The organism is Virgibacillus sp. CM-4 (assembly GCF_000445495.1).
Lineage (GTDB): Bacteria > Bacillota > Bacilli > Bacillales > Amphibacillaceae > Virgibacillus > Virgibacillus salexigens.
Genome location: NZ_AUQA01000005.1, coordinates 1 through 23,267, shown reverse-complemented (window position 1 = coordinate 23,267; position 23,267 = coordinate 1). Strand labels below are relative to the sequence as shown.

Annotated in this window: 28 protein-coding genes; 13 read left to right on the top strand and 15 right to left on the bottom strand. The window is 35.8% G+C overall.

The genetic code is table 11. The features are described from left to right. Positions 1-26: 26 nt before the first annotated feature. The 3 genes from M948_RS32290 to M948_RS32280 form a co-directional block, all read right to left on the bottom strand. On the bottom strand, positions 27-1,133 hold the full coding sequence (locus tag M948_RS32290) for a DUF1648 domain-containing protein (RefSeq protein ID WP_231378673.1): 1,107 nt from the start codon (positions 1,131-1,133) through the stop codon (positions 27-29). Then, positions 1,123-1,521, bottom strand: coding sequence for a GntR family transcriptional regulator (locus M948_RS32285; protein ID WP_031335398.1), 399 nt, complete (start codon positions 1,519-1,521; stop codon positions 1,123-1,125). Before M948_RS32285 ends, M948_RS32290 begins: the two co-directional genes overlap by 11 nt. A gap of 218 nt (positions 1,522-1,739) precedes the next feature. Further along, complete coding sequence (locus M948_RS32280) at positions 1,740-2,153, bottom strand: helix-turn-helix domain-containing protein (protein WP_021290595.1); 414 nt, start codon at positions 2,151-2,153, stop codon at positions 1,740-1,742. Positions 2,154-2,301: 148 nt separating this feature from the next. On the opposite strand from M948_RS32280, the gene M948_RS32275 reads away from it, so the two are divergent. Beyond that, positions 2,302-2,610: a hypothetical protein gene (locus tag M948_RS32275; RefSeq protein WP_021290594.1), complete on the top strand. Its 309-nt coding sequence runs from the start codon at positions 2,302-2,304 to the stop codon at positions 2,608-2,610. 54 nt (positions 2,611-2,664) lie between these two features. Here M948_RS32275 and M948_RS42825 read toward each other — a convergent pair whose 3' ends face one another. From M948_RS42825 to M948_RS32265, 3 genes are all read right to left on the bottom strand, one after another. Continuing rightward, on the bottom strand, positions 2,665-2,793 hold the full coding sequence (locus tag M948_RS42825; protein WP_021290593.1) for a YfhE family protein: 129 nt from the start codon (positions 2,791-2,793) through the stop codon (positions 2,665-2,667). Positions 2,794-2,857: 64 nt separating this feature from the next. Beyond that, on the bottom strand, positions 2,858-3,415 hold the full coding sequence (locus M948_RS32270) for a GNAT family N-acetyltransferase (protein ID WP_021290592.1): 558 nt from the start codon (positions 3,413-3,415) through the stop codon (positions 2,858-2,860). Positions 3,416-3,854: 439 nt separating this feature from the next. Next, positions 3,855-4,745: a TIGR01777 family oxidoreductase gene (locus M948_RS32265; RefSeq protein ID WP_021290591.1), complete on the bottom strand. Its 891-nt coding sequence runs from the start codon at positions 4,743-4,745 to the stop codon at positions 3,855-3,857. A gap of 140 nt (positions 4,746-4,885) precedes the next feature. On the opposite strand from M948_RS32265, the gene recX reads away from it, so the two are divergent. After that, positions 4,886-5,710, top strand: a complete 825-nt coding sequence (gene recX / locus M948_RS32260; RefSeq protein ID WP_021290590.1) for a recombination regulator RecX — start codon at positions 4,886-4,888, stop codon at positions 5,708-5,710. A gap of 79 nt (positions 5,711-5,789) precedes the next feature. Further along, the gene (locus M948_RS32255; RefSeq protein WP_021290589.1) at positions 5,790-6,131 is read left to right on the top strand and encodes a YfhH family protein; all 342 of its coding nucleotides are present in this window, start codon (positions 5,790-5,792) and stop codon (positions 6,129-6,131) included. 29 nt (positions 6,132-6,160) lie between these two features. On the opposite strand, the gene M948_RS32250 is transcribed toward M948_RS32255, so the two are convergent. Continuing rightward, positions 6,161-7,147: a metal-dependent hydrolase gene (locus tag M948_RS32250; RefSeq protein ID WP_021290588.1), complete on the bottom strand. Its 987-nt coding sequence runs from the start codon at positions 7,145-7,147 to the stop codon at positions 6,161-6,163. A 165-nt stretch (positions 7,148-7,312) separates the two neighbouring features. On the opposite strand from M948_RS32250, the gene mutY reads away from it, so the two are divergent. After that, entirely contained in the window at positions 7,313-8,380 is a 1,068-nt protein-coding gene (gene mutY, locus M948_RS32245) for an A/G-specific adenine glycosylase (RefSeq protein ID WP_021290587.1), read from the top strand. A 37-nt stretch (positions 8,381-8,417) separates the two neighbouring features. Here the strand turns inward: mutY and M948_RS32240 are convergent, their stop codons facing one another. Beyond that, a complete protein-coding gene (locus tag M948_RS32240; RefSeq protein ID WP_031335396.1) occupies positions 8,418-8,636 on the bottom strand; it encodes a hypothetical protein in 219 nt (72 codons plus the stop codon). Between the two features lie 160 nt (positions 8,637-8,796). On the opposite strand from M948_RS32240, the gene M948_RS32235 reads away from it, so the two are divergent. From M948_RS32235 to M948_RS32225, 3 genes are all read left to right on the top strand, one after another. Further along, complete coding sequence (locus tag M948_RS32235) at positions 8,797-8,970, top strand: gamma-type small acid-soluble spore protein (RefSeq protein WP_021290585.1); 174 nt, start codon at positions 8,797-8,799, stop codon at positions 8,968-8,970. Between the two features lie 616 nt (positions 8,971-9,586). Further along, on the top strand, positions 9,587-10,114 hold the full coding sequence (locus M948_RS32230) for a nucleoside tri-diphosphate phosphatase (protein ID WP_021290584.1): 528 nt from the start codon (positions 9,587-9,589) through the stop codon (positions 10,112-10,114). 91 nt (positions 10,115-10,205) lie between these two features. After that, on the top strand, positions 10,206-11,966 hold the full coding sequence (locus tag M948_RS32225; protein WP_021290583.1) for an ABC transporter ATP-binding protein: 1,761 nt from the start codon (positions 10,206-10,208) through the stop codon (positions 11,964-11,966). 47 nt (positions 11,967-12,013) lie between these two features. Here the strand turns inward: M948_RS32225 and M948_RS32220 are convergent, their stop codons facing one another. The 6 genes from M948_RS32220 to M948_RS32195 all read right to left on the bottom strand — a co-directional run bounded on the left by M948_RS32220 (position 12,014) and on the right by M948_RS32195 (position 18,244). Then, the gene (locus M948_RS32220) at positions 12,014-12,259 is read right to left on the bottom strand and encodes a hypothetical protein (RefSeq protein ID WP_021290582.1); all 246 of its coding nucleotides are present in this window, start codon (positions 12,257-12,259) and stop codon (positions 12,014-12,016) included. A 193-nt stretch (positions 12,260-12,452) separates the two neighbouring features. Further along, positions 12,453-13,754 carry a glutamate-1-semialdehyde 2,1-aminomutase gene (locus tag M948_RS32215; RefSeq protein WP_196806073.1) on the bottom strand — a complete coding sequence of 434 codons (1,302 nt, stop codon included), beginning with the start codon at positions 13,752-13,754 and terminating at the stop codon, positions 12,453-12,455. 13 nt (positions 13,755-13,767) lie between these two features. Then, positions 13,768-15,684 (bottom strand): ABC transporter permease, encoded by a 1,917-nt coding sequence (locus M948_RS32210; protein WP_021290580.1) that lies wholly within the window; start codon positions 15,682-15,684, stop codon positions 13,768-13,770. Next, the gene (locus M948_RS32205) at positions 15,659-16,435 is read right to left on the bottom strand and encodes an ABC transporter ATP-binding protein (protein ID WP_021290579.1); all 777 of its coding nucleotides are present in this window, start codon (positions 16,433-16,435) and stop codon (positions 15,659-15,661) included. The genes M948_RS32210 and M948_RS32205 overlap by 26 nt, the downstream gene beginning before the upstream one ends. Before the next feature lie 109 nt (positions 16,436-16,544). After that, the gene (locus tag M948_RS32200; protein ID WP_021290578.1) at positions 16,545-17,546 is read right to left on the bottom strand and encodes a sensor histidine kinase; all 1,002 of its coding nucleotides are present in this window, start codon (positions 17,544-17,546) and stop codon (positions 16,545-16,547) included. Then, a complete protein-coding gene (locus M948_RS32195) occupies positions 17,543-18,244 on the bottom strand; it encodes a response regulator transcription factor (RefSeq protein WP_021290577.1) in 702 nt (233 codons plus the stop codon). Before M948_RS32195 ends, M948_RS32200 begins: the two co-directional genes overlap by 4 nt. A 147-nt stretch (positions 18,245-18,391) precedes the next feature. Between M948_RS32195 and M948_RS32190 the strand changes: the two genes are divergently transcribed. The 5 genes from M948_RS32190 to perR all read left to right on the top strand — a co-directional run bounded on the left by M948_RS32190 (position 18,392) and on the right by perR (position 21,381). Continuing rightward, complete coding sequence (locus tag M948_RS32190) at positions 18,392-18,823, top strand: potassium channel family protein (RefSeq protein WP_021290576.1); 432 nt, start codon at positions 18,392-18,394, stop codon at positions 18,821-18,823. Positions 18,824-18,877: 54 nt separating this feature from the next. Continuing rightward, complete coding sequence (gene bcp, locus M948_RS32185; RefSeq protein WP_021290575.1) at positions 18,878-19,348, top strand: thioredoxin-dependent thiol peroxidase; 471 nt, start codon at positions 18,878-18,880, stop codon at positions 19,346-19,348. Between the two features lie 108 nt (positions 19,349-19,456). Further along, on the top strand, positions 19,457-20,116 hold the full coding sequence (locus tag M948_RS32180; RefSeq protein WP_021290574.1) for a sugar transferase: 660 nt from the start codon (positions 19,457-19,459) through the stop codon (positions 20,114-20,116). Between the two features lie 100 nt (positions 20,117-20,216). Continuing rightward, positions 20,217-20,768, top strand: coding sequence for a cob(I)yrinic acid a,c-diamide adenosyltransferase (locus tag M948_RS32175; RefSeq protein ID WP_021290573.1), 552 nt, complete (start codon positions 20,217-20,219; stop codon positions 20,766-20,768). 163 nt (positions 20,769-20,931) lie between these two features. Beyond that, positions 20,932-21,381, top strand: coding sequence for a peroxide-responsive transcriptional repressor PerR (gene perR / locus M948_RS32170; RefSeq protein WP_038247482.1), 450 nt, complete (start codon positions 20,932-20,934; stop codon positions 21,379-21,381). A gap of 79 nt (positions 21,382-21,460) precedes the next feature. Here perR and M948_RS32165 read toward each other — a convergent pair whose 3' ends face one another. Then, a complete protein-coding gene (locus M948_RS32165) occupies positions 21,461-21,862 on the bottom strand; it encodes a YgzB family protein (protein ID WP_021290571.1) in 402 nt (133 codons plus the stop codon). Positions 21,863-22,020: 158 nt separating this feature from the next. Here M948_RS32165 and M948_RS32160 point away from each other — a divergent pair, with 158 nt between their 5' ends. Then, complete coding sequence (locus M948_RS32160; protein WP_021290570.1) at positions 22,021-22,890, top strand: nucleotidyltransferase-like protein; 870 nt, start codon at positions 22,021-22,023, stop codon at positions 22,888-22,890. The last annotated feature ends 377 nt before the right edge of the window (positions 22,891-23,267 follow it).

Here is a 23,267-nt window from a genome sequence, read left to right as displayed (position 1 = left end):
AGCCTATTGTAAACATTAAGGCATAATTAAATAGTTAAGAGAACAATTCCCAATGTAATTAGAATAAAACCAATGACAATTACCCACGATATCGGCCTTCCCCAATTCATTGTCCAGCCAATTCCGAATCGTTTTTCGATGAATATGGTTGGATCATCTTTGTTCACATAAAATTGACCAAGTTTCCAATAACGATCATCATCTCGATTAACTGTTTTTCCATTACTATCCATAGATACTGTGACTCGACTACCACCTTGCCCGGTTTTGTAAGACAGAATAAATGCCCAAATAATAATAGCAAATACAGTAATTACGGCAGTAGTTATTAAGAATCCTTGTGGAATGGAATAGATAAAAGACAGCTGTACAGTAGAGAGTAGCATCGATAATATAATTCCGCCATATATAGTAAAAGCAGACCATCTTCTACGGAAAATAGTATTCTGATGCATAGATTTTTCCGGGTTTTCCGCACTAAGCTGTTGTTTTGCCTTTCCTGTTAAGGTGTTAACAAAAATAAAGATTAATATAAGATAAAGTTGCGTAATTGGAAGTGCTAAAACAGTGCGATATGATTTTGTTGCGAAATTCGTAATTTCCCCTTGAAAGTTGTATTGCATCGGTATTTTTTCAGGTATATGTTCGTAGGAAAGAAATGTCAAGATAATCGTAGAAAAAATAAGAACAAATGGAACAATGAACCAGTTATTGGAGTATCTTAATTTCTGCTGTCTAAACTGAGTGTGGATGGCTAATTTCTGTGTTCGTTGCCTTCCCCACTTGGCAGTTGATTTTATTTGTTTCATTTTTTGATGAAATATCAAGTAAATCATAAAGCTAATTATCATAAATAAAGTAATCGTTGTCCCAACTAACCAACCAACCATTGATTCACTCATGTTTGTAAATAAACCATATCCTAGGAAAACACATATGGTTAGTAAACTAATAACACCGATGATGATGGTGTATTTTTTACGCATGGATTTCAACGCTGAAGTATCATAAATATCCGCTGGGATAGATACTCCAAAGCTTTCCGTTTTTCGGGTCCAATAAGGAATAAACATAATAGAAATAAACGCTGGTAACAATGTAAGGGTTATAAGAAGGATGAGGTTAGTCATCATTTCTACCTCCAATTTGAAAATCATGATAAATAGTCTGGCACAGGGTGAGGAATTCTTCTTTTGATAAATCTTTGCATATACTTTCAGCAATTAGTGGTCGGAGTTTTTGTTGTACTTGCTCCTTATAGATATTATCAGCTTTAGGAATACCTTCTGGACGGATAACAACACCCTTTTGTCGGTGAATTTGCAAAAAACCATCTTGTTTTAATTGTTGATAAGCCTTGTTGACGGTATGCAAATTAATTCCTATGTCTTGTGCTAAGGAACGAACAGAGGGCAAAGGGTCACCTGGTTGCAGCTCTTTTTTAGCTATTCCTTCGATAATTTGATGAATTAATTGTAAATAAATGGGTTGACTTGATTCAAAATCGAGTGAAATAAACACACCCATACCACCTCCATAAAATAGTTATAACTGTTATATATAATGTATAACAGTTATAACTATTTTGTCAATGGTAAGAAATTTTTAATTAGAAAATAGGAATAGTAGAATTTAGAAAGATTCACACGGTTTTTTATGGAGATGGAACGAATTCAAAAACCACAAATAAAAAAGCTTGTAAAGGAACTTTCTATTTTCCTTACAAGCTTTTTTGTTTATTATAACTGTCTGTATTGTTGAATTAATTCAGCCATTAATTTATGAATGGAACGTTGTTTTTTTATGGATAAATGCTTCAATTCAAAAATGTCAGCTTTAAATTCTGGATAGGTCATAATGTATTCAATTAGCTCTACGACTTCTTCATCAAACGAAGTAGTAGAGGAGCTATATATTCGCTTAAATTCTCGTAATAGGTCATTTTGAAAAGAATAATTACCTACTAGATGATCAAGTGATACTTGAAAAATAGCAGCAAGTTTTAAAAGGGATGCGATATCAGGTGTAACTGTATTATTTTCCCATTTAGCTACTACAGAACGTGAGAGTAACAATTTCTCAGCTAGCTCTTTTTGCGTCCAGTTATGTTGTTCACGAAAGAATTTAATATTATGTGCAATTTGTTCACTCATGCTATCACACTCAATTGGTTAAAGTTAGAAAATGACTTCGTAGTATCTTTCATCCTATCACGATTTTAAAGATTATTTTGCTTCTTTCTTGTTCTTAAAATACACATATAGTAAAATGTTCTCATATAGACCAAAAGGAGGGGATGTAATGGTTAGTTGTTTGATCTTGCAACATTCTACAATAACTTCCCTTACGAAGTGTAAAATGCTGCGTTTTATATTCAAGGACTATGTATTTGAAATAGAAGTACTATCCAAAGATACAGCTATTTCATTTATTTATGATGTTGAAAAACACATGGTTTGGAGGGCATTTGCGATGTTCGAAACAACAAATATGATCGTCGGATATGGATTTGGCAAAGACAAACTAGAGGCAAGATGGTTAGCTGAAGATATGCTAGAGACATGGAATACATTATTGCAACAAACGGAATCTCATCCCCAATTATTTTGATTAGGAGTTTAAATTATTCTCAGGAAAAACGAAAGAAAAGAAGAATCAATGTAATTAACCTTGATTCTTCTTTCCAGATAGTTGACGATAAACTTGATCTGCATGTTTAAATTCTTTTTGATAAAGAACTTCTTGCGTTTTAGATAAGAACTTACGCTTATATGCTGGATTGGCTTTTTTCATTTTTACCGTCCTCTGCATTGTTTTTTATTAGGATGTACATGTTTCTTGTTATTTATACTGAAGGTTAACCAACTTCTTCTCCGGTATGATTGACAGGGGTAGATACAAATTGTTGGAACGAAAGATATTGTTCTTTAGTAACAACAAATAAATCATACATTTCCTCATCTTGATTAACCTTTTTATACATTTGAGGGTAGATGGCATTTGCTAAAGTAACATACGGTAATTTCATCACTGCTTTCATGGATCGAATATTTGTCTTCCTAACCTTCATAAACACACCTTCAATCGGAGATTGATAAAATAATTCGTTAAAGAATTGCTCCTTGGCCTGCTGATTATATCCTTTGCCAAAATAAGGCGTGCCAATCCATGTAGCCAAAAAACCGTAATTACCTTCAATATCGAATAAATTAATCGTTCCAATCGGCGTTAGATATTCATCTACAATTGTTCTTGAAATTAGTTCCCCTCTTTCTTCTGCTTCCATTGTTTGCTTCGTAGAGAAATAATATTCATCGCATGTCTCCGCCTTATGACGTACATAGGGAAAAACAGCTGGATCGCGTAACAACTCAAATAACACTGGCACTTCATGTAGCTCTCGTGCTTTTAACATAAAAAATACCCTCCTGTTTTTAGGCGGGTGTATAGAATATCCAAATGAAAAAGGAAATCTAGCACGTTTTACCCACCCACGAATTTTTAGTTAGCTTTCAACAAAAATTCGGGGTGGGAATCGAACCCACTAGAACCAGCTAAGCTGGTGGCGCACCATTTGCCTTCCCTATTTAATTTCGTCTGTTGCTGGCTTGCTATTGTCATCTCCGTCAACTGTTTTCATTTTATAACTTTATTTTACACAGCCTTTGTGAAAAAAGGAATCTTTTTTTTATCACAACATGTAAAACCTTTTAAAAAAGGGGCTGGAGGCTTAGAAATAACTATAACGGACTTCATAAACCCGATAAGATTTCAGTTACTATGTCTCCATACCTATCGGTAGTAATAAAATTGTCTTCCGAATAGAATCTGAAGCTATTGTCATGCTTTCCGTGTTAGCTACGATAAATATTTTTTAATGCCTCTTCCAAATAGGGAAAGGCAAATGAAAATTGATGATCAAGCGCCTTTTTTGGAATAACGTATTGTCCTTTTGTGATTAACTGACTCATCTCACCTGCAGCGATAAAAATAAATGGTGATGGCACCGGTAACCAGTATGGGCGTTTTAGGACTTTAGCTAGTATTTTCATAAATGCTTTATTTCGTTTAGGATGGGGAGCAGTGACATTTACAGGTCCAGATATTTTGGGGTGATCCAGACAAAATACAATGAGCTTGACCGCATCTTCAATATGAATCCAAGAAAGCCATTGCTCCCCATTGCCAATTTTACCTCCGGCGAATAATTTTACTGGAAGGCTCATGAAAGGAAGTGCGCCATCCTTCCCTAGAACAATACCGAATCGAGTATATAGTGTTCGAATGCCTAAATCTTCAGCTTGACTAGCAGTTTTTTCCCATTTCGATGTAACATGCGAAAGAAAATCATCACCAGATTCCGATGTGTTTTCTGAAAACATCAGGTCTTCAGAAATGCCGTAATATCCAACTGCAGACCCGCTAATAAAAACATCAGGCAATGTAGGCAGTCGTTTGATAAAAGCAATCAATCTTTCTGTGGTTTGTATTCTACTGTTTAAAATTGCTTGTTTTTTCTTTTCAGACCAATAACCAAATAGGGACTCACCTGCTAGATTAATCACTGCATGTATCACAGGTAATTCTTCAGGAGGATATTGATAACTAATAAAAGTGGATTGATTGGTATTTTTATGGTTTTCCGGTGATCGTGTAAGTATGTATGTGTGATCGTTTCGAGTATGCAAATAGGCTGATAATGCTTGACCAACAAATCCAGTACCGCCAGTTAGGAGAATATTCATTTTCAAATCACCTTTCTCTTCCAATTTTAATTAACATTAGTCTATACCAGTATGAACAAATAAGGAATGTTTCATTTTGGTTGAAAAATAAAAGACAGATTCATCTTAAATTTGATATGCTTTATTAGAGGTGTGTATGCATGAAAAAAATTACCCGAATTACAACCCAAAAGAAAAGGAAAGATCGCTATAATATTTTTTTGGATGATGGTGCTGGTGAAGAATATGGATTTAGCGTTGATACGTCCATTTTAATTGAATATCAGCTACGAAAAGGATTGGAATTAGAAAACGCAACCGTTAATGAGCTTATCCAAAAAGATACCATGCATAAATCATATACCCTAGCAATTCATTATTTAAGCTATCGAATGCGTACTAAAAAAGAAATTCATGATTATTTGGTACAAAAAGAGGTTGAACCTGATCATATACCGGTTATTATAAACAAGTTAACAAATGAGAAACTAATCGATGATCGCCAATTTGCAGAAATGTTCATACGGACTCGTATAAATACCTCTTCAAAAGGACCAATGGTTATTAGGAGGGAGCTGTCGGACAAAGGTGTTGCAATGAGCATTATCGACGAGAGTCTTCACCAATACTCTTATCAGGCTCAGTTTGAAAAGGTTCAGAAATTGGTCGATAAAAAGTTTCAACAGAAGAAAAAAGATTCGTTTCGTAAACAAATTCAAAATCTCCAAGCTTCTTTACAGCAAAAAGGTTTTACACAGGATGTCGTCCAAGCAGTGCTTCGTGAAGTAAATGCGAATCAAAATCAAGATGAAGAATGGGAAGCAATTATCTATCAAGGAGAAAAATTACTCAGAAAGCATGAAACAAAACGTACTGGCTATGAACTAAAAAACAAAGTAAAAGAAGGCTTATTTCGAAAAGGATTCGCTATGGATTTAATTACTCGATTTATTGAGGAATTTATCGATGGTCAAGAGAAAGCTTAATTACGATGACGGAGACGATATAGTTTAAATCTAATTCAACAATTGGTAAAATGATGAGGAATTTGAATGGGGGATAAGGATGAGCAATAACTTTCGTTATAGTGATTATTCAATTGAACAATTGAGACAAGAAATAGGTAAATTAAAAGAAAAAGCGCAAAAGGCGGAGCAACTCGGAAATATCTCTGAAGTGGCTGTATACGAACGAAAAATGCAAGTAGCTTTAGCTTACACATTAAATCCGGCTGACTTCAAATCTGGTGAAGTATATGAATTTACAACCGATCCAGGCCAACGGTTTACCATTAATTACATTAATGGTGTATTTGCATGGGGACATCGTATTAACTTATTAGGGGAAGTTTTTGAGAAAGAAGAAGCAATTCCAATTTCGCTCTTAGGCAATAAAATAGACGAATAATAAAACAGCAGGAAAGCATCCCTGCTGTTTTAAATCGGACTTTCTTCTACATATAATTTGTTTTGTAATTTCTTTTCAGAAAAGATCCAGCCAGTGTAGGAACTAATAATTTGCATATTATCATCAATTTGCACAACAGCTACAAAAGGATAGTGTCCTTTTGAGCGGTAGCGTAAATCAATAAATCGGACTTCAGTAAAGTCATCATAATCATTGATTTCCCATCGATAGATTGGTGAAAAGGATAAGAATGCAGAAATATTTTTGTCTTTTTTTGCAATTTCAATAATCGGTGTATCAGGAAGCGGCACTCTTTCAAATTCATCTACGATCTCGATATGGTTGTTTTCCACAACGCCAACATAGAATTTCTCCCCAGCAGTAATGGCTACGCGCCAATAGTTCTGCTTTATCGTTGGTGAAGTGGCAATTTGTTCTACCTGTGGGTAGTAATTTTTAATTTTCTTTACGATTGCTCGTTTGTCAATAAATCGTTTGATATAATACAGCAGTATCACACTATAAATCGTTATCCAAGTATATCCTGGGTTTGCGCCTAATGCCCAAACAGCTATCCCTGCAATATGGAGGAAAAAAATATATGGATCGAACGTATTGATAAAGCCATGTGCAACCCATTTGCTCGTGAAGGGACGATACGCCTGAGTCCCATATGCATTAAAGATATCCACAAAGACGTGGATAACAACTGCAATCGCAGTCCATAACCACAGGTGGAATAAATTCACTTGTGGAACAAATAAGTGAATCAAACCAGCAATTAAAATACCCCAAAGAATTACAGCTGGGATGGAGTGTGTAACTCCGCGATGATGACGTAAATAGGTTGCATTGTTTTTTAATTTTAAAACCGTATCGAAGTCTGGTGCATGAGAACCTACAATTGTTCCAACCAGTACTGCGTTAAATAAAACAGGATCGTTGTGAACGACTGGATCTAATGTAGCTAATCCACCTAGTGCAACACCCATTACAATATGGGTTCCAGTATCCATAGAAAAGGTCCTCCTTAGACAACGTTTACTATTTTCATGTATCCTACAATTACAATATTCGGTACAGCATATTATTTTTTACTGTCTCATTTTACAAATAGCAACAGGTTACGAACTTTTTTTAATTTACTTATCTGTTTATTGTACCATATAGGATGTGATTTTATGATAGATAAAAAACTACAATATATTGACATTTCAAGATTTCAAAACGATTTAATTACTTGGTATCAAGAAAATAAACGCGACCTACCTTGGCGCCAAGACCAAGATCCATATAAAATTTGGGTATCAGAAATTATGCTTCAACAAACAAAGGTTGATACGGTAATTCCTTACTTTCAACGGTTTATTGAAAAATATCCAGATGTGCATGCCCTCGCTCAAGCTGATCCAGAAGATGTTTTAAAATCGTGGGAAGGCTTAGGTTACTATTCCCGTGCAAGGAATTTACAAAACGCTGTTCGTGAGGTAGTTGCAACCTATAATGGAGAAGTACCTGATAATGGGGATGAATTAGGGGCTTTAAAAGGCGTAGGAGCATATACAAAAGGAGCCATATTATCGATTGCATTTAATCAACCTGAACCTGCAGTTGATGGAAATGTAATGCGAGTTTTCTCCAGGATTCTTCGGATAGAAGAAGATATTGCGTTACAGCGTACAAAGAAATTATTTGAATCGTATGTTCGAGAACTTATTGATGAGTCAGATCCTTCTTCCTTTAATCAAGCAGTAATGGAATTAGGAGCACTTATTTGTACACCTAAATCACCAGCATGTTTACTTTGTCCATTACAAGAACATTGCCAAGCATTTGCTGCAGGTGTAGAAGAGGAATTACCAATAAAGAAGAAAGCAAAAAAACAAAAGAAAGTCCCTTATGTTGTATTACTTGTAAAGAATAAACAAGAGCAATATATTATTGAAAAGCGATCAGACAAAGGATTATTAGCAAACCTTTGGCAATTTCCTATGGTACCAATTAATGAAATTGGCTGGGATCATCTTGAGAATTGGGTGTATCATGAATATGGTATTCATTTAACATTAGGAGAAAAACAAGCTAATCTAAAGCATGTATTTTCTCATTTGATTTGGCAGCTGGATGTTTATGAAGCTAAATTGGAACAACCAAACATGAATGAACGACTTAAGCTAGTCGAAAAAGAAGCGTTAACGAATTATCCGTTTCCAGTATCTCATCAAAAGATTATGTCCTATATCAAATGAAGGTAAGAACGCAAGGGGCATCCCTTGCGTTTTTAGCTTAATCAGTTATGGTTGATGTTGTCAATGGAGGGCTTGAAGGTTGATCCTTCCTGTTATGCATTTCTTTATTAATTTCATGCAAAATGGTTAAACCTTCAGAATTTACATATGGTAATAGCTGTGATAAAGCATGTTGAAAATACATTAATTCTTTTTCGTTCCATTTCGTTTTACTTATCATTGTCAGTTCTGTAAAGTCTCTTCGTGATGTGTCCATTTCTTCATCCTCCAAAATGAATTGCTCTCCTTTAATGTATGTATTTTTCCCTATTCTATTCGCTTGTGGAATTAAAATCCATTTTATCTTTTTATTACTAATTTAAATTTGGATAACAAATCGATAAGTGGACAAATTAATGAGTGCGGAGGTGATATTGATGGCTAAAAAACCGAACAAAACTACTGCAGGTACAAACGTTCAAAAGGTTAAACAACAAAACCAGCAAGCCGCTCAAGGGCAAGGTCAGTACGGAACTGAATTTGGTGCTGAACAAACAAATGCTCAAGAAGTTAAAAAGCAAAATCAAAAATCTCAGCAAAACAAAAAGTAACCTTACCCCCAATAACAGAGCTCCCAATTAGGGAACTCTCAGCTTGTAGAGAAACCCTGTGTTTCTCTACAAGCTTTTTTTGGTGCGCCTGTGCGGACCAAATACCATTCGCTTTCCACGGACGAACGCCGGTGCCTCCTCGTGAAAATCTCCACCGCGGGGTCTCGGATCACCCGTTTTTCCGCAGAAGTCTTGTAGTATTCGCCCTTCACTGAAAAAGACTCCATTTCACCTAACTCACCTTGGATTGATGAAGGGCCATTTTTTTCATGTTCTGTCAGGAAGTCGTCAGTAATGCTTGTTCGCGTACTTTGAAGAAATCGATGTAGTGGTTAATCTTCCGGAGTAAGTGGTCTTGAGGAACAAGTTCTTCAATTGTCACCATTTTTTTATCGATCTTTTTTTGATTGAAACAAAATCATCACCGCATTTTTAGGAATTCTATCTTAAGGAAAAAAGCAAAAAAAAGACTGTCGATAACTTTCTCGATCGCCTATAGCTCCCTTTATTTTCCCCCATACTTAAAAATGGTTCGTTATGCTTTATATTTGTTTCTATTCCAATTATAATGAATGAAGGATTAGAAACGGTAGGAACATGTGGAAAGGGAGATTGAATGGTTGCTCCGAAAGCAGGAACAAAAATTCAGATAGAAAGTTATAAGCATAATGGACAACTGCATCGTATATGGGATAATAGTCTAGTACTAAAGGGAACAGAAACAATTGTTATCGGAGCGAATGATAAAACAGAAGTAATGGAAAGTGATGGGAGAAAGTGGCTTACCAGAGAGCCTGCTATTTGTTATTTCCATTCCAAGTATTGGTTTAATATTATCGGTATGCTTCGTAATGACGGTATTTATTATTACTGTAATATTAGCTCACCTTTTATATATGAGGATAATGCGATTAAGTACATCGATTATGATCTAGACGTTAAAGTTTATCCTGATATGACCTTTGATTTATTGGATGAAGATGAATATGAAGAACATCGACAGCAAATGAATTATCCAAGAGTTCTTGATAGGATCCTACATCATCAATTGGAATACTTAGTACGATGGGTGCGACAAAAGAAAGGACCATTTTTACCGGGTTTTGTCGATGAGTGGTATGAAAGATATTTAACGTATCGCTGATAAAGAACCTTGTTACTACTGTAGCAAGGCTTTTCTTTGCACGAGCACATAAATTAGTAAATTAAATTCTAAAAATAAGGAAGTTTCAACGATGAGTTCTATTAAACAATATATGCAATTTGTTAAACCGTATAAGTGGAAAATCGTTTGGACCGTGATAGTAGGAATTGCTAAGTTTGGGATTCCCTTACTCATGCCATTAATATTAAAGTATGTGATTGACAATATTATTGGTGACAATTCACTAAATCCAGACGAAAAAACAAGCCAGTTGATTTGGTTAATGGGTATTTCCTTTGCAGTATTTCTTATATTGCGCCCACCCATTGAATTCATCAGGCAATATCTAGCACAATGGGTGGGGAATAAAATATTATTTGATATAAGAGATCGTTTATTTGACCACTTACAAAAATTGAGCTTGAATTTTTATTCAAAGACAAAAACCGGCGAAATTATTTCCCGGGTAATACATGATGTCGAACAAACGAAAACTTTTGTCATTACAGGATTAATGAATATTTGGTTGGACTTGATTACTATTCTTATTGCCATTGGAATAATGTTATCAATGGATGTGGAATTAACCATTGTCTCCATTATACTGTTTCCACTCTTTGGGTTTTCAATAAAGTATTTTTATGGAAGACTTCGCCAATTAACTCGTGACCGCTCACAAGCGCTTGCTGAAGTACAAGGTCACTTACATGAACGTGTACAAGGTATGCCAGTTACGAGAAGCTTTGCATTGGAAGAATATGAACAAGGCCAGTTTGGAAAAAGAAATAAAAACTTTCTTCAAAAGGCATTGGATCATACAAATTGGAATGCGAAAACCTTTGCCGTTACCAATACCATTACAGATTTAGCTCCGTTACTTGTAATTGCTTATGCAGGTTATCAAGTCATTCATGGTAATTTGACGATGGGGACAATGGTTGCCTTTGTAGGGTATATGGAAAGAGTCTATAGCCCACTGAGAAGGTTAATTAACTCCTCAACTACCCTCGTTCAGTCAATTGCTTCGATTGATCGTGTATTTGAACTTATGAATGAGAAATATGATGTGACGGATCAACCGAATGCGATAACGATGAATCGACTTGAAGGAGAAGTAACGATTGATAAAGTTTCGTTCCAGTATGAGGACGATGAAATGCAAGTACTTAATCATGTGAGTTTACATGTAGAAAAAGGAGAGACCATCGCCTTTGTAGGCATGAGTGGTGGTGGGAAATCTACATTAGTTAGTTTGATCCCGCGTTTTTATGATGTTACGAGTGGGTCTATTAAAGTTGATGGGATTGACGTCCGCCAGATGAAAGCACGATCCCTTCGAGATAACATCGGTATGGTCTTGCAAGACAATACGTTGTTTAGTGAGTCGATTTCCATGAATATTCGTATGGGAAACCCTCATGCTACGGATGAAGAAGTGATCGAAGCAGCAAAAGCTGCAAATGCGCATGAATTTATTGAGAACCTACCTTATGGTTATGATACACTTGTTGGCGAACGAGGAGTGAAGTTATCGGGTGGTCAAAAGCAACGGATAGCTATTGCTCGTGTATTTTTGAAAAATCCACCAATGTTAGTCTTTGATGAAGCTACATCTGCTCTTGATTTGGAAAGTGAACATACGATTCAAGAGGCAATGGAAAAGCTCGCTTCTGATCGCACAACATTTATTGTTGCTCATCGGTTGGCGACAATTACACATGCAGATCGAATCGTACTGATTGAAGACGGCGAAATTAAAGAAGTCGGATCTCATGAAGAATTGATGAAAAAACAGGGACATTATTACAACCTATATCAGGTTCAACATTTAGATGATAAAGTGGAAGAATAAAAGGGAGGCCAATAATTTGGCCTCCCTTTTGTTTTTAATTCATATTTCTAATGACCTAGCTTAGCAAATTGCGTAAATGCTCTTTCATCTTCTATGTTTCCACAAACTGCACATTGTACTTTATAGTCTGGACCTTGATAGATAATGTGAAATGCTTCAATGTTTCCATTTTGGTAAGAATCTACGGTTTCACCAGTTTGAGCGTCCATTTTTATTGGCTGTGCAATTTGTTCAATTTTATTGAATCTAGTCTTGTTTGTTTTGCAATTTGGACAGCGATATGGATTACTCATAACTATCTCCTCCAATATTTAATATATGCTTAGAATGGATTAAATGGAGAAAAATATGCAATGCCTCATCAAAGGCCTTGAGCTCCCTCGAAAAATTGACGTGACCTATTAATACGCACAGCACAAAGGGAAAGAAGAAGTCTACCGATAACTTACTCGATAGCCTGGAATTTGCCGCAGAAGGCAGTGATTGTTATTGTTTACCCATTATTTGAAATGCCTTTTCAACAGCTTCAATGGTATAATCAATATCCTTGTCTGAATGTGCTGTAGTCAAAAACCAAGCTTCATATTTAGAAGGAGCTAGGTTTATTCCTTGCTTAAGCATGAGTCGGAAAAAGTCAGCAAATGCTTCACCATCGCTCGCTTCGGCTTGATCATAATTGGTAATTGTGCCTTCACCAAAATAAACTGTTAAAGCACCACAAAGGCGGTTCACAGATATGGCAATGCCGTTTTCTTTTGCTTTTTTTAGGATGCCTTTTTCTAAACGTTCTCCTAACTTATCTAACTTTTCATAAATGCCTTCTTCTTGTAACACTTCTAAACAAGCAATGCCTGATGCCATTGAAGCTGGGTTACCAGCCATTGTACCAGCTTGATAAGCAGGTCCAAGTGGTGCTACTTGTTCCATAATCTCTTGTTTGCCACCATAAGCGCCAATAGGAAGTCCACCGCCAATGATTTTACCCATTGCTGTCATATCAGGTTCAATGCCATAGAGTTGTTGTGTACTGCCATATGTAAAGCGGAAAGCCGTAATAACCTCATCATATATAACCAGTGCACCTGCACGGTGGGTAAGCTCATTCACTGCTTGCAGGAAGCCTTGTTTTGGTTCGACAATGCCGAAATTACCAACAACCGGTTCTACTAAGACAGCTGCAATTTGGCTTCCCCATTTCGCTACAGCCTCTTTAAATGTATCTAAGTCATTAAAAGGAACTGTAATTACATCTTGGGCTACCGCTTCTGGTATTCCAGCAGAGTCAGGTGTCCCTAATGTTGCAGGACCAGATCCGGCTTCCACAAGGACAGAATCAAAATGGCCGTGATAACAACCAGCAAACTTAATAATCTTTGTCCGATTTGTATAAGCACGAGCTACTCGGACAGTAGTCATTACTGCTTCCGTACCAGAATTAACAAACCTTACTTTTTCAAGTGAAGGTATCGCTTCTTTTAACATTTGAGCGAATTGATTTTCTAATCGGGTAGGTGTTCCATATAAAACACCAGTACTAGCTACTTGCGCAATCGCTTTAGCGATATGGGGATGGGCATGTCCTGTAATAATTGGACCATATGCTCCCAAGTAATCAATATATTTATTTCCATCAACATCCCAGAAGTACGCTCCTTGGCCACGTTCCATATAAACTGGTGAACCTCCGCCAACTGCTTTATAAGCGCGAGACGGAGAGTTTACACCACCTACAATATGGTCTAGGGCTTCTTGATGCAGTGCTTCTGATTTAGTGAACTCCACGATAATGCCTCCTTTAGAATTACATGACCTTCTTTAGCTTGGACGTGTAGATATTTCGGATAAAGATAAAATTGATAAAATGAACGATAAAATAGAACAGGATAATATAGGTGCTCGGTAGTACAACCGATGATACGAGTATATTTTGTAATGCTTTATAGGCAAATCCTGCATGAATAACAGCAACGATAAACGGAAGGAAAAATAAATAGGCAAGTTGTTTCGTTGCGATCTTTTTCATTTCCATATTGGTTAAACCAATCCGATATAGCGAATGATAATGGCTTAAATCTTTATCAATATCCTGATACATCCGAAAGTATAGAATTGATCCAGCTGCTAAAAAGAAAAGGACACTAATAAATATACCAAAAAAGAAGAGATAAGACATGCTTTCCTTCATTGATGTATAGAAATCAGCTTGTGCGTCAGGAAATATTTCATCTCCATGCATGGTAGAGTAAATCTCTGTAATTTGGTCTGTATGCTCTTCCCAATCTGGTATATTCATCACATAATAATCATAGTTCTCTTGAACTTTCGCCGTTTGGGAGAACTGTTGGAATACATCATCAGCAACGACAAGTTGAAATGTACTAAATGGCGTTGTATTTAATTGAGAAGAATCTCTGTCCACCGTCGAGACCTTCATTTTTTTATTCGTTGATGTAAAAGTTAACGATTTTGGCAGCTCCGTATTATATGTATGAATAATGTCTTGTGTCAGGATGATCGCTTCATTGGCTGATGGCTGAGCAGGTATTTCCTTATTATTTAGTTGTAGCATTGATTTATAGTCTGAATAGGAGAAGACTAGGAATGAGATATCATCCCATTCAGAAACCTCAGATTGTGAATGTACGAGTGTCGGTTGAACACGCATTGCTTCATAAGGAATGTAATTCTCCTGAAATGCTTCTTCTAATTTATTTACTCTTGTTTCAAAGGCTTCATTAGCCTCTTCATTGGCAATTAAAGTGAAATCCTGAGGTACAAATCGTTCAGATTCCGATTCGGCACTTTGGAAAAGGCCAAATAATACCCCAGAAGAGGTAAAGGCAACTGCACTCAAAATAGTAACCATAAATAATAAACGAGAGTGGTCTTTTAATTTATACGTTAAATCCGAAACCATTAATAAGTTTAAATTCTTATATAAGAACTTCTTGCGACTTCGTAATAAACTGGTTAGGGCAATGCTAAATTGAGTAAATAACAAGTAAGTACCTGGAATAATTAAAGCGAGAATAATGAACATTCGGTACAAAATTGAAATCATATCGGATGTGTAGGCTAAAAAATATGCGTACGCGATTAGGGAAAGGGCAATTAGACTTAATATCCAAGAGAAGCGTGGTCGTTTCTTAGGTGCCTTTGCTCCTCGAAATACTTCCATAATCGATTTTGTACGTAATGACCAAACAACGACGAACGAATTAAGTTCAAACATAATAAAGAATAGAATGACGGTAATTCCAATTGCTTTCCATGATAAATAAAAAGGGAGTATTTCTCCTGTACCAAGTATCGCTGAAAAGATCATGAGAAACAATTTTGTTAGCAAAGCACCGACAAAGATTCCAGCAACAATGGAAGCTAGCCCAATTACCGTGTTTTCCATAATCAGCATTCGGTTTAACTGTGATTTGCTAATACCTAATGTCGTTAAAATTCCATATTCTTTCATCCGTGATTGGATAAATGAAGCAGTAGAATAAAGTACAAATAAAAATGAAAACAAATAGATAATGACTTCAGATACCAGAATCCCTCGCTGCACGATGTCTATAAAATCATACTCCGCTATTTGCGGATGGAAAATAACCACAGCATACATGAAAAAGACAATAACTGCGAACATGCAACTTAGAAAATAGCTTAGATATACACGAGTATTCCGTTTTACATTATTAAAAGCGAACTGTTTGAAGGTCATTCATATCTCCTCCCAACAAGGACTGCACATTTAAAATATCCTGGAAAAAGCTTTGCCGATTATCCCCACGGTGAATTTCATTAAACAACCTACCATCTTTTATAAAAATGACCCGACCACAAAAGCTAGCCGCAAATGGATCATGGGTAACCATCACGGTTGTAGCTTTTTGTTTGTCTTGTAACAGACTTAATGCTTCCATTACTTGAAGAGAGGCTTTCGAATCTAAATTCCCAGTGGGTTCATCGGCAAATATAATGGAAGGGTCATGTATAATCGCCCTAGCAATGGCAGCACGCTGCAATTGTCCACCAGATACTTCCATTATGCGTTTATGGATAAGTTTATCAATGCCTAGCTGTTTGGCTACAATGACTAACTTTTTCTCCATCTCTTTTACTTTTACTTTATTTAATGTTAATGGGAGCAGAACGTTTTCTCCAATTGTCAAGGTTTCCAATAAGTTATAATCCTGAAAGATAAATCCCATTTCCTTCCTTCTGAATTTCGCTAGTTTTTGTTGGGAGAAGGAAGTAACAACTTGATCATTTATCATAATTTTTCCTGAACTAGGAACATCAATTGTTGATAGAAGATTTAATAATGTTGTTTTACCGCTGCCTGATGGGCCCATAATTCCAATGAATTCTCCCTTATTAACGGTTAAATGAAAATGATGCAATGCTTCATGTGATATTCCTCGTTTACTTCCATATATTTTAGATAAGTTATCCGCTTTTAACACGTGCATGATGAATCCTCCTAATCAAACATTTCAACATTAGTATATCGAATCTACATTAAAATTCACTATGGGTCTATCTTTCAAATGAAAAAATTAACCTTACATTGTTGTAAGGTTAACTTGAGTGGAAGTGAATGGATACAATCGTCCCATGATCTTCTTCTGAAGTAATTGTCAATTCATGTCCAAGCTCTTGGCAAATTTGTTTTGATAAATAGAGGCCCATTCCGGTGGACTCTCTAAATTTTCTTCCATTGTTACCAGTAAAAAAGGGATCAAAAACACGATTGATATCTTGTTTCGGTATGCCATGACCAGTATCTTCGATTTCAAGTACAAGTTCCTTCTTTTGTAATACCGTTCGGAAATAAATATGACTGGAGCCGGCTTTCGAATATTTAATTGCATTGGATACAGCTTGACTAATCACAAAGCGAAGCCATTTTGGATCGGTTGCTACAACATACTGCTCATCAACCGCTAAGTCTGGAAAAGCTTGATTACGAATGAAGCTTGATTTGAAATCTTGAATCACTTCTTTTACGACAGCTCGTAAATTAACTTGCTGTACTTGGAAATCGCGATCAAATTTTTGTAAACGCGATTGATACAATGCTAGGTCGAGGCCTTGCTGCATTCGTTCTAATTCTTCCTGCATACTATGAAGGAACTCCTGAGGGAGCTGTAGTTTCTCCTTTTGTAATGTAAGATGCATCACGGATACTGGTGTTTTCATTTGATGAACCCATTGTTGAATGAAATGAAATTCCATTTGCTTTTGCTGTTTTAACAGCTCAATTTCTTCCGCATATTTATTGGATTGCTGATCGTATTGCCGTTTCAAGTTTTCCAATAGGTTGGTTGGTGGATCTGGTAACCAATTGGGGTTTTCTTCATCCTGCTGGATAACTACATAATAATCACGTAATCGATAGTAACGATAGGCTAAAAATAAGATCAAGCAACAGGTAAGTAAAATAATCAGATAAGAGATCAAGTCCCAGCTTAAAGGAACCGCTGTGATTCCATAAAACAACTGGACAATAGCAATCAAAAGAAATAGTTGAACGTAAAAGAATCCTATAAACGGCAAGCTATCTTTTAAAAAATCTTTCATTCGTTACCGCCCCATGTCTCAGTCATTTTATAGCCGGCTCCTCTAACTGTTTGGATACTCTGGTGAATACCAATATCTTCTAACTTTTTTCGTAATCGGGTTATATTTACAGATAAGGTATTATCATCAACAAATTGTTCGTCATCCCATAGCATTTCCAATAAGTAGGTACGTGATAACACATGATTAAGGTGATCCATAAAGGCTTTTAATAAGATAAATTCATTTTTTGTAAGAAGTGATCTTTGGTCTATATAACTAACCTCCATGGCAGTCAGGTAAAGTTTTAGCTCCTTTATCTCTAATATATCTGATTGTCTATTCACTGCATATTCTCCATAGATCCTCCGCATGATTCCCTTAATTTTTGCTTGAACGACATCGAAGTTAAATGGTTTTGTAATGTAATCATCCCCACCATTTTCGATTGCCATCACCTGATCCATTCCAGAATCACGTGCAGAGATAAATATAATCGGACAATTGGATACACTTCTTATTTTACGACACCAATAAAACCCGTCATATCTGGGTAGATTGATATCCAGCAAAATAAGATGTGGATCATGGTTATGGAATTCTTCGAGGATTTGATCAAATGCTTGAACCACTTCAACGTGGTATTCATATTTTTCTAAATAATCCTTTAGTAATCCAGCAATCTTTGGGTCATCTTCGATTAAGAATATCTTTTTCAATATTATACACCGTCCTTTTAATCAAGATCAGCACTACCATGTATGAAGTTCATTTTACTCTATCTTATCCTCAATAGAAAATAATTGACAAGCTATGTTATTTCTCCGCATAAGCATGAGATATAGACTTAAATAGAAGGGGATCATATGGGGGTTCTAATTTGGTTTATTATGGGCGGTATTTTTGCCATACTAGCAAGGAGTCTACTTGTATTTATTCGTGGAAAACATATGAGTAAATCGGTTCGCCAAGGTGGGTTTTCACTCGAATTATTTTATGCACTCCTCGTTATTTATTGCATTGTTATTATTGGTTTTGGTCTTATTTATTTTTTACTATCTATGCAGGGAATTGTACTTGTTGAAAATGGGGAACTACGTCAGGTTAGTGTCCTAGGTTCTATGATCCATTCTTTTTATTTCAGTGGAGTAACTATCTTAACGATTGGCTATGGAGATATAACACCGATTGGTATTGGTAGACTGATTGCGTTAATCGAAGCGCTAATTGGTTACATTCTTCCGACGGCGTTTGTACTCCGTCTTGTTCAATCACAAGAACGAAGCAGAGATCAATGATTCCTCCTAGTTATTATGCTATAGTAGAGAGAACAGATATTTTGGAGGGATAAGATGACAGTCCAAATAGGGGAACAAGTCGCTAATTTTTCACTGCCAGATCAAGATGGCAACAACGTAAGTTTAGCTGATTTTAAAGGAAAGCATGTTGTTCTATATTTTTATCCAAAGGATATGACTCCTGGATGTACAACGGAAGCTTGTGACTTTCGAGATGCGCATGAAAGTTTCAAGGAAATAGATGCCGTTATCATAGGGATCAGTCCAGATCCTGTTGAATCACATCAGAAATTTATTAACAAACATGACTTACCATTTTTATTATTAGCCGATGAAGACCATCGAGTGGCTGAAGATTTTGGTGTATGGAAGTTAAAGAAGAATTTCGGAAAAGAATATTATGGCATTGAACGTTCTACGTTTATTCTGGATAAATCAGGAACATTACAAAAGGAATTCCGTAAAGTACAGGTTAAAGGTCATGTTGAAGCAGCGTTAACTTATATTCGTGAGCATTTAAATTAAGGTGAATTATTAAAAAGCAGCCAAAAACGGCTGCTTTTTGTCATAGATTGCTAACATTTCGAATAGATTGTACTACTAAATCTAGTAGTTAAATCTGAGGTGAAAACATTGGAGATTCAGGGGAAAGTAACAAGAGTTGGTAGAATAACTAGTGTTGAAAGCAGAAGTTACCGATATGTGAAACGCTTATTTGATATTATGTTAAGCTTTATCCTGCTTTTGCTGTTTGCACCAGTGATTCTCTTTGTTTATCAAAAAATAAAGAGCCAAGAAGGAAAGCCGGTTTTCTATCAAGAACTTCGGACAGGAATGAATGATCAATCCTTTATTATGTATACATTTCGTACAACGACAATTCCGTCACGAGTGATTCATGGGCTACCTCCTTATCCATTTCCATCTTCTTGGCAATATGGTGTGCCAAATGAATTTACTTATATTCCGAATCCCACTGTGACGCTGACTTCTACCGGTATATGGTTAAAAAAACATAAATTAGATAAACTACCTCTATTACTTCATGTATTAAAAGGGGATATGAGTTTTATCGGTCCTGAGGCAGAGCTTCATGAGATAACCAGGTTTTATAATGTCTATCAAAAACAACGACTGAAAATACGACCGGGTATTACGGGGGTTGTTCAATTAGCTGACAAACAGAAATTAAGTTATAAACAACAGTTAGAAATGGATTTAAATTATATAAAGTATCGCTCATGGAAAAAGGATGTAAAAATTCTCGCTAGAACGATAAGAAAACTGCTATAGTCCGTAAATATATGATTGATATGATATTATATAATAAAGAAATCGATAAAAAACGATAAACATGTACAAGCTAAATGTGAGAAGAAAAGGGGTAACTGGCATGCGGATTTATACCCGTTCTGGAGATAAAGGGGAAACATCTTTAATATATGGAAAACGAGTTCCTAAAAACGATCTACGTGTCGAGGCTTACGGCACTTGTGATGAAGTAAATTCAATGATTGGGTTAAGCTTAAGTTATATAGACCAACAATCATTTGATGAAAGGGAGATATTAACCCATCAGCTGCATCGGATACAGACCATCCTGTTTCATGTTGGAGCTGAGTTGGCCACACCTAAGGATAAAAAAGTAACTTGGAAATTAAAACAGGAACATGTTGATGAATTAGAGAGCCAAATTGATAAGTGGGATGCCAACCTTGAGCCGTTAAAAAGCTTCATTCTACCTTCGGGTCATCAAGTATCCGCTAGTTTACATGTGGCTAGAACTGTTGCTAGAAGAGCAGAGCGTTTGGCAGTAGGGATGGAAGGAGTAAATCCTTTAGTGATCGCTTACTTAAATCGCGTATCTGATTATCTGTTTGTTGTAGCAAGGTATTGTAATCATGCCCTTGATGGGAAAGAATGGCCATTGCAAGCAGATGGATAATCTAGAGACAAATGAAAGAAGGAACCATGTTTAACTAGTTCTATTTATTCTCAAATATAATATACTTATATTGACAGAACCCCGTTATAAAGCGTACACTATTTATAAAGATTATAAATTAATAATAAACTTATAATTATAGAAAATACTGAAAGTGAGGTGGATGAGGGTGTCTGAAAAACGATTGCAGGCAGCAATAAGTACATTAAAAGAGTCAGGCGTCCGGATTACACCACAACGTCATGCGGTACTTGAGTATTTACTCAATGCGATGGTCCATCCAACGGCTGATGATATATATAAAGCACTTGAAGGTAAATTCCCGAATATGAGTGTTGCAACAGTATATAATAATCTTCGTGTGTTACGTGAAATTGGTCTTGTAAGAGAACTTACTTATGGAGATTCTTCTAGTAGGTTTGATTGTAACACGTCAGATCATTATCATATTATTTGCGATTCTTGTGGTAAGATTGTTGATTTTCACTATCCTCCATTAGACGAAGTGGAATCATTAGCCGAACAAGTAACAGGCTTTGAAGTTAGTCATCATCGCATGGAAGTGTACGGTAAGTGTGAGGATTGTCAAAAGACGGCTACACAAAAGCACTGATTCTTTAATTTACGTAACTCCAAATGCTCGTGTGGGCATTTGGAGTTTTTAAATAAAAATTCGCTATCTCAGCGAATTTTTATGACTTATTATGTTGTTCTTCTTTTTCCTTCGCTTTAAGTTCTTTTCGATATCGTCTTGTATTATATTTCTCATCAAATGCTTTACCTTCTAAATCTTTATCCAATGTCAGCGGTTCTTTGCAATGCATACATGCATCAACCCGGCCAAGCATTTTCGTGGGCTTTTCGCAGTTTGGACAAACAATTGGCACTGCTTTTAATGAGAGTGTTCCAATCCATAAATAAACCGCACAACTTAGAACTACCATTAGCACACCTAGGATAAAGAATGTTACCATTAACCATTCTATTCGTTTCGTTAAGATACCAACATACATTAAGAGAATACCAGCAAATACGAGAATTAAGGCAAACGATCTAATTTTATTGATTTTGCTCGAATATACGATCTGAGCCATGTTAAACCTCCTTCAGCTTACAATAGGTAGTATAGCATATTTTGCTAAAAATTTTGATTGTGAGAGAGGATTTCATATATCTACAACGAATTGTAGTATAGTGAAGATAGAAAATAATTACTAATAGAAAGTAAAATAAAACTGGAGGAAATGAGGCAATGGAAAATTTCCTGAGACCGATTTATCAAGAACATGCGAGTGATACAAATACATTAGGGATATTAGTGCTAGAAAAAACAAAACCAGATAGTCCCATTACAGATAATTTTGATGTGATCTTATTAATTATTGTTCAAGAGGGAGAACAAGCTTGGTACGTAAAACATTACGAATTTGATGATAAGACATGTGCGTTACATATCGTTAAAGAGGATCTATTAATGAAATGGATTGATACGAGTGGATATCGAACAGCTGTTGAATGGATTATTTATGGGAAGGTGATTTATGACAGAAATGAATTTATTTATAATTTGAAAGGTCAATTAAGAGATTTTCCAGATAGTAAGCGAGATCTTCGTAAAGCAATTGAATTTGGTAAGCTTGTTAAAAGCTATAGTGAAGCTAAAGAGCTGTTTGAATCGGAGGAGTACAAGGATTCCAATAGCAAGATCTTATATTCGCTGCATTATTTAGCGAGGTTAGCTGTCATTGAAAAGGGGTATTATCCAGAAGTCACGGTTTGGAGTCAAGTAAAACAGATTGACCTCGAGGTATATAAGTTATATGAAGAATTTATTGAGAGTAATGAAGAAATCAAGAAACGAATTCAACTAATGCTTATTGCAATGGATTATGTAATAAAAAATCGAGCAAAGGTTTCAGTAAAGCATTTATTGGATATTATGGATACTAGAGATGATGCTTGGTCCTATGCGGAATTAAAGTCATTGCAAATGATTACACCGTATTCACTGGACTTATCTGCAATCATTGCATATTTAGTTGAGAAAGATATAATTACAACGGTCAGGCAAGAAACCAAAGGAGTTGGCGTTTACCACCGAAAATATAAAATGCATCAATAGTGGAACGTTTTTATGATAATAGGCATAAATTGTGTATGGGCATTGCAATTCGTATACATGGTGTAACGCTATTGCATGCCTTCTACAATTTTTTCGTCGTTATGCAAATAAATGTAAAATAACCGTTGACATTGTAATATAACCATGATAAAGTTAATTCCGTCGCAAAAATTCAGTTGAGTTAAGCGACATAAGACAAAAAAATATATTAATTGTTTGTTGACATGAATCTAGCAAACATGGTATATTAATAAAGTCGCCAATTTGAGAAGCAAAACAGTTGATGATAAAAACTTGAAAAAAGTTATTGACAAACGCTAATCAAACTGGTACAATAAAAGAGTTGCTGCAAAAAGCGACTAAGAAATATTTGCTCT